This is a genomic window from Arthrobacter flavus, assembly GCF_039526005.1.
In the GTDB taxonomy this organism is placed as follows: Bacteria; Actinomycetota; Actinomycetes; order Actinomycetales; family Micrococcaceae; genus Arthrobacter_D; species Arthrobacter_D flavus.
Window position 1 is genome coordinate 55120 of sequence record NZ_BAAAIJ010000004.1, and the last position, 17167, is coordinate 72286.

Consider the following 17167-nt stretch of genomic DNA (forward strand, 5'->3'; position numbering starts at 1 on the left):
GCCCTAGGCGGAGGTTTTGTCCGTCGGCTCCCGAGTCGTGGTGGTGAAGGCGTCTCGTCCGTCGGTGGGCAGCTGATGGTCCTCGGCTCGGTAGTCAAGCTCGGCCTTGAGTTCCTCGTAGCGGGACTCGGTCTCCGGATCAGGCTCGTGATCCCTGGTGTACTCGGTGTCCAGCTGGCGGTGGATCTTGCTGTTCAGAATTTCAACCTGGCCATCCTCCAGGGGAGCCAGGTCCGCCGGGAACGGCTGATCCGGTGAAAGCCTGCTTTTGTCGCCCATCAGCCTCTGCCTTTCGAAGAATGTGCTCGGTAATTCCCGCACACGGCATTCTACGTGGAAAAGGCCCCGACTCTAGCCTGCGGTCTGAGCGCCGCCATTGCGCCCGGCACCCAACTCTTCGATCAGGTTGCGCAGCTCAGCCCTGAGAGTGTCAGAGAGCAGTCCGCCCCCGGCGATGAGGGTCTGTTCGATCTTCAATGCACTGGCCAACGCGCTCCTCCCAGGGTCAGTCACTGAAACCAGTTGGATTCGCTGGTCCACTTCGCCACGGACGCGATTGACGTACCCATTGACCTGAAGCTTCTCGATGGTTTTGCCCATGGTCTGATTCTGTACACGAATCAGCTGAGCCAATTTGGTCTGATTGATCGGACCGTGATCCTTCAATACCCGCAGCGCAGTGTAGCCGGCATGGGTAAGTCCGAGGTCAGACAGCCCCGCGTTCCACGCATGATCGACCAGCCTTGCTGCGGTGGTTAATAGCCTCCCGGTGGGCCATTGCTCCAGCTCCTGCATGTCGACAACTCCTTCACTAGTGAGATCGGAGGACCGGTTCCATGTAGGCTCCCATGTCCGGGATGCCATCCACCCTAGCCCTCTTGCCGGGCGAAAAGAAAGCAGGCTTAGCACCTAGTGGGGGGAGGAGCCCCTCAAATCCCCGGCGAAAAGGGTCAGGTTGAGTGGGGGATTCGGCCGCGGAGTCCTTGCGTGTCGGCCTGGGATAACCTTGTCAGGTGACTAACGAGATTGAAATTGGCCGAGGCAAGCGCGGACGCAGGGCGTATTCCCTCGATGATGTAGCGGTGGTTCCGTCCCGCCGCACCCGCGACCCCCACGATGTGTCGGTGCAATGGCAAATCGACGCCTACCAATTCGAAATGCCAGTCATCGCCGCACCGATGGACTCCGCGATGTCACCGGAGACCGCCATTGCCATGGGGCGGCTCGGCGGTCTGGGTGTGCTCAACCTGGAGGGTCTGTGGACCCGCTACGAGGATCCCCAGCCCGTGCTGGATGAGATCGCGGGTCTGAGCACCGAGAATTTCAGTCCGGCAGCCACCCGCCGGATGCAGGAAATCTACAACGCGCCCATCCAGGAGGGCCTGATCACCAGCAGGCTCGCCGAAATTCGCGAGGCCGGTGTGACGGTGGCCGGGTCGCTGACACCGCAGCGCACCCAGCAGTTTTACAAGACCGTTCTCGCCGCAGGCGTCGATATCTTCGTGATCCGGGGCACCACGGTCTCCGCCGAGCACGTCTCCAAGAACGAGCAACCCCTGAACCTCAAACAGTTCATCTATGAGCTCGACGTCCCGGTCATCGTCGGAGGAGCCGCCGGGTACACCCCGGCCCTGCACCTGATGCGCACCGGCGCTGCCGGCGTGCTGGTCGGGTTTGGTGGGGGAGCGACGACGACGACGCGCCGTGCCCTGGGCATTCACTCACCCTTGGCTTCGGCCATCTCGGACGTAGCAGCAGCCCGGCGCGATTACATGGATGAGTCAGGCGGTCGCTACGTGCACGTCATCGCGGATGGCGGAATGGGTGTCAGCGGAGACATCGTCAAAGCCATCGCGATGGGAGCCGACGCCGTCATGCTCGGCTCGGCGCTCGCCCGCGCCGAGGAAGCGCCAGGACAGGGCTGGCACTGGGGACAGGAAGCCCACCACGATGAGCTGCCCCGCGGGGACAGGGTCAGGATCGGCACCGTGGGTCCGCTCAAGGAGGTGCTGTGGGGGCCGTCGCATCACACGGATGGAACCTCTAACGTGATTGGCGCCCTGCGCCGGGCCATGGCCACGACCGGCTACTCGGACCTCAAGGAGTTTCAGCGGGTTGAAGTCGTACTTTCCCCCTATATTTCCAACGGCTGATTGCTAAGGTTGGGGGACGTAGTATCGAACCCGACGAAGGATCGCCGCCATGTCATCAGGTGCACTGAGCCCGAAGAACCGTGAAGACGCCCTAACAGCGTTGAAAGCCACCTCGGAGTCCGGTAGGGAGTTGGACATCCTGATTGTTGGCGGTGGCGTCGTCGGCGCTGGATCGGCGCTCGACGCCGTGACCCGCGGCCTGGACGTCGGAATGGTTGAAGCCCGCGACTGGGCATCAGGCACGTCCTCACGGTCATCAAAGCTGATCCACGGGGGCCTACGTTACCTCGAAATGCTTGATTTCGCTCTGGTCCAGGAGGCCCTGAAGGAACGCGGCCTGTTGATCCAGCGGATCGCCCCGCACCTGGTCCGACCGGTGCCGTTCCTCTACCCTCTCACCAAGCGGTTCTTCGAGCGCCCCTACGTAGGTGCTGGAATCCTGCTGTACGACACCATGGGCATGACCTCGGGCAACTCTCGGGGCGTCCCCATGCACAAGCATCTTTCCCGCCGCGGGACCCTCCGGGCAGCGCCCAGTCTGAAGGACGACGCCATGGTGGGCTCCATCCGCTATTACGACGCCCAGGTGGACGACGCGCGGTATGTAGTCAACATGGTGCGGACCGCAGATCACTATGGGGCCAAGGTCGCCAACCGGGTGACGGTAGTCGATTTTCTCCGTGAGGGTGAGCGTGTAGTCGGAGCACGCGTCAAGGACCAGGAAACCGGTGAGCAGTTCGACATCCGTGCGAAGCAGGTCATCAACGCAACGGGTGTCTGGACCGATGAAACCCAGGCCATGGTCACGGACCGTGGACAGATGAAGGTCAGGGCGTCAAAGGGCATCCACCTCGTGGTCCCGCGCGACCGCTTCCAGTCCACTGTGGGACTGATCCTGCGTACCGAGAAATCTGTCCTGTTTGTTATTCCTTGGGGACGTCACTGGATCATTGGAACCACTGACACCGACTGGGACCTGGATAAGGCGCACCCGGCGGCGTCTTCGAAGGACATTGACTATATCCTGGAGAATGTCAACAAGGTGTTGCGCCGCCCGCTCACCAGGGAAGACGTCGAGGGTGTGTACGCCGGGCTGAGGCCGCTCCTGGCTGGCGAGAGTGACTCCACAGCGAAGCTTTCACGGGAGCACGTTGTCGCTCACCCTGTTCCGGGCCTCGTGGTCGTTGCTGGCGGGAAGTGGACCACCTACCGGGTGATGGCCAAAGACGCGGTGGATGAGGCGACCCGGGCACTGGATGAGCGAGTCCCCGCCAGCTGCACCGAAACCGTTCCGCTGCTGGGCGCAGAGGGGTATAAAGCGGCCTGGAACAAACGTGCCCGGATGGCTGAACAATCGGGTGTTCATGTGGCACGGGCAGAACACCTCCTGCAGCGCTATGGGAGCCATGCAGAGGACGTACTCGCCCTGATCCGCGAGGACAGGAGCCTCGGAGAGCCATTGCCGGGGGCTGACGACTATCTCGCCGCTGAGGTGGTGTACGCGGTGACCCATGAGAACGCGCGCCACGTCGACGACGTCCTCACCCGCCGCACCAGAATCTCCATCGAATCCTGGGACCGCGGGGTCTCAGCGGCCCCCGCCGTCGCTGCGCTGATGGCGCCCTTCCTTGAGTGGAGCGACGCGCAGGTGGACCGCGAGGTCAAGCACTACCTGGCTCGGGTCGAAGCGGAACGGCTCAGCCAGGAGCAGCCCGACGACATCCTGGCGGACAACGCCCGGATGGGAGTCGAGGATATTGTGCCGCTAAGCTAGGACTGCGGTCTGGACGCCGCGCCGCCTGTCCAACGCAACCCGCGAGAGGTCTACCGTGACCGAGCGATCCCTGGAATATCATGACACCATACTGACCACCCCTGAGCTGGTGGTCCTCGAGATGGTCGCCGCCGACAAGGAAGACGCGGCGTCGCAGCTGGCCACCAAACTGTTCGAGGCAGGCAGGATTTCCGACCTCGATGGATTTCTGGCGCAGGTCAATTCCCGCGAACACCAGATGGCTACCGGACTGCCTGGCGGGGTGGGACTGCCGCATGCGCGCAGCGACTATGTCACCCAGACGAGCATCGCGGTGGGCGTCACCAAGTACGGGCATAGCCTCGACTTCGGCGCGGTGGACGGGCCTGCGACGCTCATTCTCCTGATTGCCACCCCGTCGCAGTCCTTCTCCGAACACCTCGAGGTGCTGGCCACGCTGGCGCGTTCCCTGTTCAAGGAAAATTTCAGGGAATCACTCAGGCGTGCCCACGACACTGAAGTAATCGCCGAGCTGATTAACTCTACGCTGGTGTTCTTCGACCACTGAGCTCCCCTGCCTGGCCAAGACGGCGCATTACCGGAACGAGGAGCCCGTTGTCACAGTGGCCGTCATTCGGACCGCCAGGATTTCCACAACGCCGCATAGGAACCATCCAGGGCGAGCAGCTCGTCGTGCGAGCCAAGCTCGGTGATGTTGCCGTTCTCCACCACAGCCACCCGATCGGCGTCGTGAGCCGTATGCAGGCGGTGGGCAATGGCCACCACGGTCCGGCCCTCCAGCACCGCGTTCAGCGAGCGTTCCAGATCGCGGGCGGCCTGCGGATCGATCAAGGAGGTTGCCTCATCCAGGACCAGGGTATGTGGGTCGGCGAGGACCAGCCGGGCCAGTGCGAGTTCCTGGGCCTGGGCTGGGGTTAGCTCGTGCGCGCCAGAACCCACTTCGGTTTCGAGTCCGAGAGGTAGTGCCCGCGCCCAACCCAGCGCCCCGACGTCGTCCAGGGCCTGTTCGAGTTGAGCCTGCGTCGCATCGTCCTTACCGAGGCGGATGTTGTCAGCCAAGGATCCGACAAATACATGGTGTTCCTGGGTGACCAGTGCCACTTCACGGCGCAGCGCGTCGAGGGGGCGGTCAACCAGGGGCACGTCTCCGACGGTCACCGAACCAGCGGTGGGCGGATGTATCCCGGCAATCAGCCGTCCCAGGGTGGACTTGCCCGCGCCCGAGGGGCCGACCATCGCCAGTCGCTCCCCCCGGCGCAACTGCAGGTCCACACCATGCAGGACATCGTGGCCGGGACGGTAGGCGTACCGCGCCTTGGATACGAGAATGTCGTCGTTCAACGGTTCATGATCGGTGGCGTGCCGATCCGGCAGGACCTCCTTGATCCCTACGATGCGCGCCAGCGATGCGGCACCTACCTGGATTTCGTCAGTCCACATGATCAGGAGATCCACCGGGTCAATGAGCCGCACGGCGAACAAGGCAACCGTTGCGACGACGCCGGGGGTAACGACGTCGAGCGAGGCAAGCCAGCCGCCCCAGAGCAGCACCCCCGCCACCGGTAGCCAGAAGGCAAAGTCGGCTGCCGGGAAAAGCACAGTGCGCAGCCAGAGGGTGTACCGCTCGGCCCGGTAGCTGTCCGTCAACGCTCCATCGATGCGGGCACGGCGCAGCGCACCCAGCCCAAGGGCGTCCACCGTGCGGGCGCCTTCGATGGTTTCGGTGATCGAACCGTTCACGACGGCGTAGGTCTCGCGCTCTTTCTGGTATCCAGCCGAGCTTCGTTTGAGATACCACCGGGTCACTGGGTACAGCACCGGGAGGCCGACCAGCAGGCCCAGTGCGAGGATCGGCGAAGTGATCACTGCTGCGCCGATGGTCAGCAGGATGGTCACTATCGACACCACCACCTGGGGCACGCCGAACCGCACGGTGTGGGAGACGGCGTCGACGTCGTTGGTGGTGCGGGACACCAGGTCGCCGGTTCCGGCCTTTTCCACCGTGGACAACGGCAGCGAGGTGACCTGTTGCATGAAGTCCTCGCGCAGCTCGGCGAACACCGTTTCGCCGAACACCATTCCGGCCCGGACAGCCAGTCGTCGCAGGAGGGCCTGAATCATCAGGAACCCGAGCATGATCAGCGAAATGACGGCAATATAGTCCGAGGTGGTTCCCTCGACCACGGCGTCGACCACGCGACCGAGGAGGACTGGCCCCACCAATCCGGCAATGGCAGACCCAACATACAGGGCAATGACGCGGGTAAGTCCGCGGCGGTGGTGCCTGATCAGCCGCGCGGCTTCGGCCCGAACCCGGGGCGGGTCGGCGACGGGAAGCTTCCCGCTCGTGTCGGGAGCGGCAGTTGTTTCACTCACTTCGGATGACCACGTTTCGGTAGGCGGGCTGGCTTCTCAGCAGCTCCAGGTGCGTTCCTTCAGCGGCCACGCGGCCCTCCTCAAGGTAAATGACGTGGTCCATCACGCCGAGCATCAGGGGACTGGCCGTCACCACAACCGTGGTCTGGTCGGTGCCGCCCCGCAGGCCCTTGAGCCTGGCGGCGATCCTGGACTCAGTATGAGCATCGACGGCGCTGGTCGGTTCGATCAGCACCAGCGTCTCCGCCTCGGTCAGGAGGGCGCGGGCGAGGACCAGACGCTGACGTTGCCCACCCGAAAAACCCCTGCCGCGCTCGGTCACTTCGTGGTCCAGACCGTCGTCGATGCCATCGAGAATATCCAGTGCGCTGGAGGCCTCCAGGGCAGCAAGGATGCGCGAGTCATCATGCCTTGCCTGCGGATCCAATTCGGAGCGCAAGGAGCCAGTGAAGAGCTGAGGGTTCGCCTCGCTCACCACGATCCGCTGACGGATGTCCCGCAGTGCGATACTGCGCAACGGTTCAGCACCCCAACGGACTTCGGCGAGATCGAGCACCTCGTCCTGGAACCGGCCTAACCGGGTTGCCAGGTCGGCTGACGCTGCGGTGTCCACTGACACCACCGCGGTCAAGCGACCTGGGTGGATGAGCACGCCGGTGTTGGCGTCGTGCAATATGGCGCCAGAAGGCGGCGCTGGGGCAGTGGTGTCCCCGTCGGCTACATCGGGTTCGACGACCAGAACCGCGATGATTTTGCGGGCTCCAACATGTGCCCGGATGAAGCGGGCCACGCTGTCGGCGGCCGCGCGAATTGGCGTCATGAGGAAGATCGAATAGCCGTAGAGCGCCACCAGCTGTCCCGGCTCGATTTCGCCCGTGAGGGCCAGATTGGCGCCGACCCAGGTGAACAGCACGCTGAAGGCACCGGCAATGAACACCTGCGACGCTTCGAGATCGGCCAGGGAGTAAGCAACACGGATACCCGAGTCCCGGGTTTTCGCCGAGTGCTGGCGGTAGCGATTCACGAAAATGTGCTCGCCGCCGATTCCCCTGAGCACCCGGAGTCCGGCCACCGTATCGGCGCCGACGGCGGTCATCTTGCCGGACGCTTCGCGCTGCTCCCGCTGACGGGCCTGGAGAGGGCGGACCACGAAGAGCAGGAGGCCGCAGCACGCTGGAACACCGATCAGGACGATCAGTCCCAGTAAAAGAGAGGTTTGTGAAATGAGCACACAGACCACCAGCCAGGCCACAATGGAGCCCGCCAGCCGCGCCGATACCGCGTAGATCTCGCCCAACCGGGTGGCATCGGAGGCGGCAGTTGAAACCACCTCACCGGTGGAGAGTTGCCGCGGCAAGGCGTCCCCGGTGCGGGTGATTTTGTAGCCGATCAGACGGATCGAATGGAAGGCCGCCTGCAGCCAGCCGCTGATTGCCGTGCGGTGTTCCAGCGTGCCTGCGACCGCCTGCACGATGGTCAGGAGGATCAGGACGCCCACCCACAGCAGGAGTCGGTCAAAGTCACCGGCCACTACGCCCTCGTCGATGGCCCGGCCCAGCACATAGGGCATCACCGCTTGAGCGACCATCCAGGCAGTGCCGAACGCCACTCCGGCCAGCAGTGTTGCTTTTTGCTTCGACGCGAGCCAGAGCAGGTAGCGGGAGGGGGAGCGGAGGTCCGGGGAGCCGGGGTCAGGATAGGGATACGAGCGCACGATCAACCATCCTAGCGCTTTTGCGAGCAAGTGGTAGACACTTCCCAATCACTAGGTTACTCGATGCCCTGGCTGGAGGTCTCGGGAGCATTCGGTTTTCTACACGGTGACGAAGTACCGTTAAGGGGTGCTCAAAACCGCGCTGAAACCCCGTTGGATCCTTTCACTGATCCTCGCCATGGTGATTGCGGCAGTTTTTGTGCTTCTGAGCCAGTGGCAGTTCTCCAGTTCCTCCGGTGACGCGCCACCCCCCGAGAGCACCACCGAACAAGTGCAACCCCTGGCCGACGTCTTCAGCCCGGGTGTCCCGATGACCGCGCCGGTCGCGGACCAGATGATCACCATGGACGGCGAGTTCCTCGCCGACACCACGGTGCTGGTGCAGGACCGGCTTCAGGGGGACAGGCAGGGGTTCTGGCTGTTGTCGGCCTTCGCGGTCGAGACGAACTCCGCCGAGCAGGACTCCGCCGAGGCGACGGCTGGTTTCGATGAACAGACAGTCATCCCAGTGGTACACGGGTGGATCGCCGACGCCGCAGCGGCGACCCAGATACCGGAACCGGTGGGCCCGGGTGCAGTAACCGGGCGGCTGCTTCCCGCCGAGGGGCCCGTCGCCGAGCGTCCAGTCGTGGGCCAGATTCCTACCCTGGCGACCGCCGACCTGACCAACCGCTGGGATCGGGCCATCTACTCCGGCTTCGTCGTATCCACCAGCACCACGGCAGCTGGGGCACCCCTGGAACCACAGGCGCCACTGGAAGTGGTCACGGTAGGCCCTCAGCCGCAGGAAACCCCGCTGAACTGGCTGAACATCTTCTACGCCATCGAGTGGTTTGTCTTTGCCGGGTTCGCTTTCTTCCTCTGGTGGCGCCTGGTAGCTGACGATTACCGGCGAACCCTCGAAGAAGCTGAAGATGAAGAGGCGGAAGACATCGCCTCGCCGCAGCACGAAACAACTACGAATGAGGTTCGACAGTGAGTACGCCAGACGTCAATAAATCCACCGATGGCAAGCCTGGTACCGCCAAGAAAACCAAACGACGGTTCGGCGGCACTCACGCCCAGATCCTCTCCGCCGTGAAGTTTTACAAGGTTCTGGCCTACTCCACGGGAATCATGCTGCTGCTCGTGGTCGTGGAGATGATTGCCGCTTATGGCATGCAATCCCACATCATGATCGGCGGTCCCGAAGGCCTGCTGTCCCTGACCGACAAGGAGTTCTCCGACTCCGCCGAAGGGTTCAACTTCTCGACCACGGTTCTGATCGTGCACGGCTGGATGTACGTGGTGTACCTGATCGCTGATTTCCGGTTGTGGCAGATGATGCGCTGGCCGTTCAAACAGTTCCTGGTGATGGCCCTGGGTGGGGTTGTGCCGCTGCTGTCCTTCATAGTTGAACGCCGGATCCACCGCCAGGTGGAGCAGGAGCTCGCTGCCCACCCCGAGGCAGCGTCTCGGTACTAGCGATATCGGGCAGTCGCAATGTGCGGTCGGGTGCCCGTGGCGACTATTGTTGATGCGTGACTATTCCCGCACCCGGACCCGGGGTTTCAGGCCAAGCCGAATCCACCGCCACCCCCCTCGAGGGGACTTCCGAAACCAGCCACCGGCCGGTGCTGGTGGTGGACTATGGCGCCCAGTATGCCCAGCTCATTGCCCGCCGGGTCCGTGACGCGGATGTGTATTCCGAGGTGGTGCCACACACCCTGAACACAGCCGATCTGCTGGCAAAGAACCCGGTGGCGATCATCCTGTCCGGCGGTCCCTCGAGCGTTTATGCCGAGGGGGCACCGCGGGTTGACCCTGAACTGTTCTCAGCGGGCGTGCCCGTCCTGGGAATCTGCTACGGCTTCCAGGCCATGGCCTCGGCCCTGGGCGGCACGGTCGCGAAGACCGGGCTTCGGGAGTATGGCTCCACCCAGGTCGCGGCGTCCGGCGTCGGGGGATCGTTGCTCGACGGAGTTCCTGAGCACCAGAATGCCTGGATGAGCCACGGCGATAGCGTGCAGGCCGCACCCGATGGATTCGAAGTTCTCGCCAGCACCGCTGGTGCCCCGGTTGCCGCCTTCGCCGACGAAACGCGGCGCCTGTACGGCGTGCAGTGGCACCCTGAAGTGAAACATTCGGACCATGGCCAGCAGGTGCTGGAGAACTTCCTCTTCAAGGGTGCACGGCTTGACGCCAACTGGACCACCGGCAGCATCCTCGAAGAGCAGGTGGACCGTATCCGTGAGCAGGTGGGGGATGCGCGTGTCATCTGCGGCCTCTCCGGCGGGGTGGACTCCGCCGTCGCAGCAGCCCTGGTGCAGCGGGCCGTGGGCGACCAGCTGACCTGCGTCTTCGTGGATCACGGCTTGCTCCGCGAGGGTGAAGCGGAGCAGGTTGAGCGTGACTTCGTCGCAGCGACCGGCGTCAACCTGTACGTAGCCAACGAACAGAAGCGGTTCCTCGACGCACTGGCCGGGGTCAGCGATCCTGAAACCAAGCGCAAGATCATCGGCCGCGAGTTCATTCGTGCTTTCGAGGAGGCGGAACGGGCGATCATTGCTCAGGCTCAGGCGCATGGTGAGAAGATCCGCTTCCTGGTGCAGGGCACCCTGTACCCCGACGTCGTTGAATCCGGTGGCGGTGAAGGTGCTGCGAATATCAAGAGTCACCACAACGTGGGGGGTCTTCCCGAGGACCTCCAATTCGAACTGGTCGAGCCCCTCCGCGCCCTGTTCAAAGATGAGGTGCGGGCGGTCGGTGCGCAGCTTGGCCTGCCCGCGGAAATTGTGGGCCGCCAGCCGTTCCCCGGCCCCGGCCTGGGCATCAGGATTGTCGGCGACGTCACCCAGGAACGGCTCGACCTGCTGCGCCGGGCAGATGCCATTGCCCGTGCTGAACTGACCGCGGCCGGGCTGGACAATGAGGTCTGGCAGATGCCCGTCGTGCTGCTCGCTGACGTCCGAAGCGTCGGGGTGCAGGGCGACGGCCGAACCTACGGGCATCCGATCGTACTCCGGCCCGTGTCGAGCGAAGATGCAATGACCGCCGACTGGTCGCGCCTGCCGTATGACCTGCTCGCCCGGATCTCCAACCGCATCACCAACGAAGTAGAGGGAGTGAACCGGGTGGTGCTGGACATTACCAGCAAGCCGCCGGGCACCATCGAATGGGAGTAGCCCGCCCCCGGTTGGGCAGGGTATTTGACCGTCGCCGGTGTTGCGGCCCCACCGTGACCACCCTTGTCGGATAGCTTGGAAGACATGCCCATCTGGTCGAGATCGTCGAAAATAGCCGCAGAAATGGAGACCACCGTGTCAGTGCAGGATCCCGGGGACTCCGCTGGGAACTTCCTCCTGCCGTGGCTCAAGCAGCTCGGCATCCACGCGGGCGCGGACACCCTGCTGCACTTCTCACCTGCGTCGGCCAACAGCATCGATCTCACGCACGCCCACCCCTCGGGTCTCGCCCAACTCCTGGCTGGCCGTCGCACCCGGCTGTCCACTCTTCTTCGGGACCCGGGACAGTACGCGGCGGCGATGAAGGCGGCGCGGGTCCTGCGGGCGAAGATCTACGAGGTGGGTTCCGAGCGTGGTATCGACGTCGGCTATCTTGCGGCCGGGACCGCCGCCTGGCGCAGCGTCGACGACGAGGGCAGGTCAGAGTCGCTGACCGCGCCCGTTCTGTTGACCTCAGTTTCACTGACGGTTCATGCGTCCCAGGATGACTACGAACTTCAGCTCACCGAGCATGCACGGCTCAATCCCGCGCTGGTGCGCCACCTACGGTCAGCACAGGGTGTGACATTCGACCCCGAATCCGTCGCCAAACTTGCTTACGGCACAGCGCGCTTTGACCCGCTGCCCGTTCTGGACAAGCTTCGCGCACTGACCGAGGGGGTGCGCGGGATGGCCATCGAGCACCATCTTCTCGTGTCCACTTTCGCCGATCTCGCTGATGTCGCCGATGATCCCGCCATCCGCACCGACCATCCCGTGCTGGCAGCCCTGGTGGCCGCGGCAAAGGATGGACAGGTGGCCCCGGCGGCCTCGGAGGCCTCGGAGCTGGCCCCACCCATTGATGAACGTCTGCCAGCCGACGAACTGCTGATTCGGGACGCCGACTCTGCTCAGCAGCAGGTGTTGGACCAGATCATCCAGGGACGGTCCCTGGTGGTGTCGGCACCCCCGGGGTCAGGTCAGACCCAGACCGCTCTCAACGCCGTGGCGGCTCTGGCCGAGCAGGGCAAGAGCGTACTGGTGGTCGCTGAGCGTCGCGGCACCCTCAACGAAGTGGTCCAGGAATTGGACACGCTCAACCTCGGCTCGCTGGTCCTCCAGCTCAACGCCAACATCAACGAGCAGCAACTCAAAGACCAGCTGATCCGCGCGATCGTGCGGAACGAGAAGGCGACCCGCCCCGAGCTGGACGGACTTCACAAGACTCTGGTGGACCACCGCCATCAGTTGCTGGACCATGTGAAGTCGCTGCACAACGTGCGAAGCCGTTGGGGCTGCTCGCCTTATCAGGCAATGCAGTCGCTGGCGGAATTGACCTCACTGAATCCGTCGCCGGCGACAACGGTTCGCCTGTTGCGGAGCGTGATGGACAGCATCCCTGACCGTGCCGAGCTCGCTGGCCGGCTCCGCAGGGCTGCAGAATTGGGCAGCTTCAGCGCCTCAGCCGTCGAAAGTCCCTGGTATGGCGCGAAGCTGCTGAACCGCAAGGAAACTGAGCGTGCACACGAGCTGGCCGTCGACCTGGCCCGCGACATCCCGCTGTTGCGGGAAAAGGTTTTGCGGGTAGCCGACCATTCCCAGATCAGCCTCGGCGGTTCGTTCACCGAGTGGGGAGAGCAACTGGAACTCCTCGCGGCGGTCCGGGCAAGTCTGGACAAATTCACGCCTGACATCTTTGATCGGCCGGTCACCGACCTCATCACTGCTACGGCCTCATCGTCCTGGCGTCGGGAGCGCGCCATCGAGATGAGCTCGATGACCCGTTCGCGGCTTCGCCGGGTGGCGAAGGAATATGTACGCCCCGGCGTTCATATCGCTGACTTGCACACGTCCCTGGTGGAAGTGCAGCAGCAGCGGACCCTCTGGACCCGGTACGCGACGACTGAACGGCACCCCTCAGTTCCAACGGGTCTCGCCGAGATCAACAGCTTCCATCACAAGATCCGCCGGGAACTGGACGAACTCACCAAGGTACTTGCCACGACCCCCGGCCACGTTGACCTGGCCGCTATGCCGTTGGAAGAGCTGGCTTACCGCCTCGCCGAGCTTGCCAAGGACAAACAGACTCTCGCAACCCTGCCGGAGCGTACCCTGCTGCTGGACGAAATGCGTGAACATGGGTTGGGTGAACTGCTCGACGACCTGGCGCGGCGCGAGGTAGGCGCGCGTCAGGTGGGATCCGAACTGGAACTGGCGTGGTGGCAATCTGCCCTGGACGCCATGATCAGCGGTGACGATTACTTGGCCATGTCCGACGGCGAGAGCCTGCGCCGGCTCGAAGCGGACTACCGTCTGGCCGACAATGCCCACATCGCTTCCGGTCCAGGACGACTCCGGTTTGCCCTCGCTGAACGCTGGCGGACGGCGCTTGCGGCGCATCCCGCGGAAGCGGAGAAGCTGCGGGAACTGCTCCGCACCGGAACCCTGGATCTTGCCGGGCTCAGCGCCCAGGATGACGACCTGGTGACCGCTCTCATGCCGGTCTGGGCAGCGAGCCCGCTCATGCTTCCCATGGTGCTACCGGCAGACAAGACCTTTGACGCGGTCATCGTCCTGGATGCCGAGTCAATCTCCCTGCAGTCGGCTGTCCCCGCACTGGCGAGGGCGACCCAGGTCATCGCTTTCGGCGATGACCGCCTCGGCGGACCCCAAAGCTTCAGTGTCGGAGCTGGAGCCGAGTCGCTGCAGGAAGCCGACCAGCTCACCAGCGCCTATTCGGCGCTTTCTGGCGTCTTTCCTACCAGCTCGCTGAGCGTGGTGTATCGGGGCGTTGACAAGGCTTTGACCGGCTATCTTAGCGACACCTTCTATGACGGCAGGCTCTCCCGGTTGCCTCATGGTTCGGAGGTCTCGGGTGCCGGCCGGGCTCTCACGGTCGAGTATCTACCAGACGGCACCGGGATGCCGAGCGCTGATCAGGCCGGTGTGGAGAGCGTTGCGGCCGAGGTCAACCGTGTCGTGGAACTGGTCTTCGAACACATCCGACGGCGTCCCAGCAGTTCACTGGCGGTGGTAACCGCCAGCGCCCGGCATGCTGGGCGGGTGGGCCAGGCCATTAGGCACCGGATGGCGGAGCTGCCCTGGGCGGCTGACTTTTTTGCCCCGGGCAAGGAGTCGTTCAGGGTGGTCCCGGTCGAGCGGGCAGCGGGCCTCACCCGTGATTGCGTGATCTTCTCTCTCGGCTTCGGCCGGACCCCGCACGGCAGGGCACTGCACAACTTCGGTCAGTTGTCCGGCCCCGATGGGCGCGGTCGGTTTGTCACAGCCATGACCAGGGCGCGTCATCAGCTCCACATCGTCACCTGCTTCCTGCCGACGGACCTTGACCCCACGCGGCTCGACAATGGAGCACTGGACTTCTACGGCCTGCTCGAACGAGAACTGGGTGAGCCTACCGGGGAGATCCCGGTTCCTGCAGGGGAGACAGCAGCACTGGTGAACCCAGATCCGCTGGTCGCTGATCTGGTCAATCGACTTCGCGACCGTGGTGCTCACGTGCTGGACCACTATGACGGGGTTCTCGACATTGTTGCCACGGCCGGGCAGGGGGCAGGCGATAAGCCGGCCGGCGAGTCCGGTTCCGAGACCCAGGCTCCCCCGATGGCGATCGAATCCGATGGGACCGAAAGGTATCGGACCATGACGGTGCGGGAGCGGAGCAGGCTTCGCCCTCAACTCCTTGAGCGGATGGGCTGGCGGTATATGCCCCTCTGGACCATCGAGGTGTTCACCGACCCCAACAGGTGTGCTGACCTGATTGGACGGTACCTGGGGTTGCCCGAGGTGACCGGTGGACGACATTCAAACTCACAAGGCAGGACGAATATGAGCGGGACAGACCTGAGCGGATCGGACAAGACCAAAAACGACAGTGTCCTGCCCAAGCGTGCCGCAGAGGATGAGGCCGCTTCATGGGGTGAGCGCGACGAATCCCATGAAGCGTGGTTGAAGGACCAGCGACCACCTCACTGGGACTAAAGATTCTGCGACCAAGGCTCCTGTGAATAAATGGTGGCCAACGTGTTAGCCGGGCGGTGCTTCAGTCAATACCAGGTGAACGGTGCCGTTGCTGGAGGCGCCTGCCAGGGCTGCGGCATCGGCAGGTTGCGCGGCAACCACGACAAGTCCTTCGCCCTCAGAGTGGCCTGGCCAGACGACCGAGGGGTCGCTGCGGGGGGAGGCCGAAGTCCACAGCACCGGCAAACCTCGAGCCAACACGGTGGTGTCGCCGGGGACGTCGAAGCCGTTCCCCGTGCTGAGCACCACTTCCACATACTGGCCGGGGGACAGCAGCTGGACCGTCGTCGGGTCAGTCGGGCGTAGAGGTACCGCAACGGTTCCTGGAGGCGCACCGGTGAGCAATCCTGATCCGACGAACACTGTCGGGGTCAGGACGGCGCCATGGGGCAGGGGAGTGGCGAGTTGCTCACCCACCACCTGGGCCGGGTCGGAGAACGACGAGGACACGACCGCCTCGACTGGCAGTTCCACAGTGGTCAGGTGGGCGGCGGTGAGAACGGTACCCACCGGCAGATCTGCCGCCGCCGCAACAACGCCGATGCGTGCCTGCTCCGGAGGGATCAACGCCTCCACAGCGACCGCCGTGGCCAGGCAGAACAGGATCGCTGCCAGGAGTCTACGATTTCGGACCACGAATCGGCCGACGCGGTGCGAGGGTACCCCGGGTCGTTGTGGATGCCGTGGTGGAGTTTTGCCAGAGGCCATCCATCGACGTTAGAACGGCTTGAGCAGCCCGAGGGCCGCTGTGCCTGCTATGTGGACAAAGCCACGGCTGCCGATGATACTACCGAGGTGGTCCTAGCTGGCGGCTGCGGTGGTCTTTGTCGCCGGTGCCGACTTGGTGGCGGCTGGGGAGGCATCCTTGCCGGAATGGGTGGTACTGGATGTGCTTGCCGAGCCGCTGGTCGAAGATTCAGAAACCGACCCAGTCGAGGCGGCGGAATTGTTCGCTCCGACGTCGACTGATTTCTTGCTGTCGCGTGAATCATTGCGGTAGAAACCGGACCCTTTGAAGACGACCCCTACGCTGTTGAACTTTTTCCGAAGTGATCCGTCGCATTCGGGGCAGACGGTCAGGGAGTCATCGGAGAAGGCCTGGTGAATATCGAAGGCGTGTTCGCAGTCTCTGCAGGCGTATGCGTAAGTAGGCAAGAAAATCCTCCTGGACAAGCTGTGTTCTTGGGGATTGATCACCCAAGCCGGTTCGACTGGCACTCTAAGGTCCCGAGTGCTAAGTCTACACCGCTACGTTGCAGGACTGAGTCGGTGGAACGCGGAGGGGGTGAACGCGCCGCCGAGCGGCATGTCGAGGTCGGTCCTGGGGAGCGACCGCTTCGGTAACAGTTCGTGTTCATAGAGATACGCTGCCGCTGAAAGGTCCGGTACCGCAGTCCGTATCCGGGCAAGGAACCGATCATAGTAGCCGCCGCCCTGGCCCAGGCGGGTGCCGGTGTGGTCGACCGCCAGCCCGGGCACCAAAAGAAGTGACGGTGCGCCATGACGGTCCAGCAGCTCGGAAAAGCTGAAGCGTTGACCTACCGGTTCCAGCAGGGGCGCACGAGGGCTGCGGCGTAGCTCTACGTCGGCGCTCCACCGGCACCAGGACAGCTGATAGCCAGGCTCACAGATGGGCACGACGACGTCGTACCCGTCTCGGACCAAGCCGGCAAGGAGGTCGGTGGTCCCCGGTTCAGGGTCCACTGACAGGTAGGCGGCGATCAAACCATCGTGGGGGCCTGGCGATGCCTGCAACCACTGTCGGACCTGCTGGCCCAGGCCAGCAGCCGAGTGATGGCGCTCCTCGTCTGACATTTCTCGGCGCCTGGCACGGAAAAGCTGCCGGGCATTTAGCTTTTCGGCCGCAGTCGTCGTGTGTCCCATACAGCCACACCCTACCGAAACCGAC

General features: G+C 63.8%; 14 protein-coding genes. 7 read left to right on the plus strand and 7 right to left on the minus strand.

The genetic code is table 11. The features are described from left to right. Positions 1-3: 3 nt before the first annotated feature. Positions 4-279: a hypothetical protein gene (locus ABD059_RS01585; RefSeq protein ID WP_343877345.1), complete on the minus strand. Its 276-nt coding sequence runs from the start codon at positions 277-279 to the stop codon at positions 4-6. A gap of 72 nt (positions 280-351) precedes the next feature. Next, the gene (locus tag ABD059_RS01590) at positions 352-795 is read right to left on the minus strand and encodes a MarR family winged helix-turn-helix transcriptional regulator (protein ID WP_343877346.1); all 444 of its coding nucleotides are present in this window, start codon (positions 793-795) and stop codon (positions 352-354) included. A gap of 218 nt (positions 796-1013) precedes the next feature. Here ABD059_RS01590 and ABD059_RS01595 point away from each other — a divergent pair, with 218 nt between their 5' ends. The 3 genes from ABD059_RS01595 to ABD059_RS01605 are packed head-to-tail and all read left to right on the plus strand — an operon-like array spanning position 1014 to position 4474. Then, entirely contained in the window at positions 1014-2153 is a 1140-nt protein-coding gene (locus ABD059_RS01595; RefSeq protein WP_343877347.1) for a GuaB3 family IMP dehydrogenase-related protein, read from the plus strand. A 49-nt stretch (positions 2154-2202) separates the two neighbouring features. Next, positions 2203-3927 (plus strand): glycerol-3-phosphate dehydrogenase/oxidase, encoded by a 1725-nt coding sequence (locus tag ABD059_RS01600; protein WP_343877348.1) that lies wholly within the window; start codon positions 2203-2205, stop codon positions 3925-3927. Positions 3928-3982: 55 nt separating this feature from the next. Continuing rightward, the gene (locus ABD059_RS01605) at positions 3983-4474 is read left to right on the plus strand and encodes a PTS sugar transporter subunit IIA (protein WP_343877349.1); all 492 of its coding nucleotides are present in this window, start codon (positions 3983-3985) and stop codon (positions 4472-4474) included. A 62-nt stretch (positions 4475-4536) separates the two neighbouring features. Here the strand turns inward: ABD059_RS01605 and ABD059_RS01610 are convergent, their stop codons facing one another. Further along, a complete protein-coding gene (locus tag ABD059_RS01610; RefSeq protein WP_343877350.1) occupies positions 4537-6303 on the minus strand; it encodes an ABC transporter ATP-binding protein in 1767 nt (588 codons plus the stop codon). Continuing rightward, positions 6296-8017, minus strand: coding sequence for an ABC transporter ATP-binding protein (locus ABD059_RS01615; protein ID WP_343877351.1), 1722 nt, complete (start codon positions 8015-8017; stop codon positions 6296-6298). Before ABD059_RS01615 ends, ABD059_RS01610 begins: the two co-directional genes overlap by 8 nt. 127 nt (positions 8018-8144) lie before the next feature. Here ABD059_RS01615 and ABD059_RS01620 point away from each other — a divergent pair, with 127 nt between their 5' ends. The 4 genes from ABD059_RS01620 to ABD059_RS01635 all read left to right on the plus strand — a co-directional run bounded on the left by ABD059_RS01620 (position 8145) and on the right by ABD059_RS01635 (position 15219). After that, entirely contained in the window at positions 8145-8996 is an 852-nt protein-coding gene (locus tag ABD059_RS01620; RefSeq protein ID WP_343877352.1) for an SURF1 family protein, read from the plus strand. After that, entirely contained in the window at positions 8993-9481 is a 489-nt protein-coding gene (locus ABD059_RS01625) for a DUF3817 domain-containing protein (protein ID WP_343877353.1), read from the plus strand. Before ABD059_RS01620 ends, ABD059_RS01625 begins: the two co-directional genes overlap by 4 nt. A 149-nt stretch (positions 9482-9630) precedes the next feature. Continuing rightward, entirely contained in the window at positions 9631-11181 is a 1551-nt protein-coding gene (guaA, locus tag ABD059_RS01630) for a glutamine-hydrolyzing GMP synthase (protein ID WP_343877395.1), read from the plus strand. 123 nt (positions 11182-11304) lie between these two features. Beyond that, positions 11305-15219, plus strand: coding sequence for a DUF4011 domain-containing protein (locus tag ABD059_RS01635; RefSeq protein WP_343877354.1), 3915 nt, complete (start codon positions 11305-11307; stop codon positions 15217-15219). Positions 15220-15264: 45 nt separating this feature from the next. Here the strand turns inward: ABD059_RS01635 and cpaB are convergent, their stop codons facing one another. From cpaB to ABD059_RS01650, 3 genes are all read right to left on the minus strand, one after another. Further along, entirely contained in the window at positions 15265-15966 is a 702-nt protein-coding gene (gene cpaB / locus ABD059_RS01640; RefSeq protein ID WP_343877355.1) for a Flp pilus assembly protein CpaB, read from the minus strand. A gap of 93 nt (positions 15967-16059) precedes the next feature. Beyond that, positions 16060-16413 carry an FmdB family zinc ribbon protein gene (locus ABD059_RS01645; protein ID WP_343877356.1) on the minus strand — a complete coding sequence of 118 codons (354 nt, stop codon included), beginning with the start codon at positions 16411-16413 and terminating at the stop codon, positions 16060-16062. A 93-nt stretch (positions 16414-16506) separates the two neighbouring features. Continuing rightward, positions 16507-17142: a 5-formyltetrahydrofolate cyclo-ligase gene (locus ABD059_RS01650; RefSeq protein WP_343877357.1), complete on the minus strand. Its 636-nt coding sequence runs from the start codon at positions 17140-17142 to the stop codon at positions 16507-16509. Positions 17143-17167 lie beyond the last annotated feature (25 nt).

Coding starts and splice junctions, on each gene's coding strand:
- ABD059_RS01585 (WP_343877345.1), bottom strand. CDS start 279: ATGGGCGACAAAAGCAGGCTTTCACCGGATCAGCCGTTCCCGGCGGAC.
- ABD059_RS01590 (WP_343877346.1), bottom strand. CDS start 795: ATGCAGGAGCTGGAGCAATGGCCCACCGGGAGGCTATTAACCACCGCA.
- ABD059_RS01600 (WP_343877348.1), top strand. CDS start 2,203: ATGTCATCAGGTGCACTGAGCCCGAAGAACCGTGAAGACGCCCTAACA.
- ABD059_RS01635 (WP_343877354.1), top strand. CDS start 11,305: ATGGAGACCACCGTGTCAGTGCAGGATCCCGGGGACTCCGCTGGGAAC.
- cpaB (WP_343877355.1), bottom strand. CDS start 15,966: ATGGCCTCTGGCAAAACTCCACCACGGCATCCACAACGACCCGGGGTA.
- ABD059_RS01650 (WP_343877357.1), bottom strand. CDS start 17,142: ATGGGACACACGACGACTGCGGCCGAAAAGCTAAATGCCCGGCAGCTT.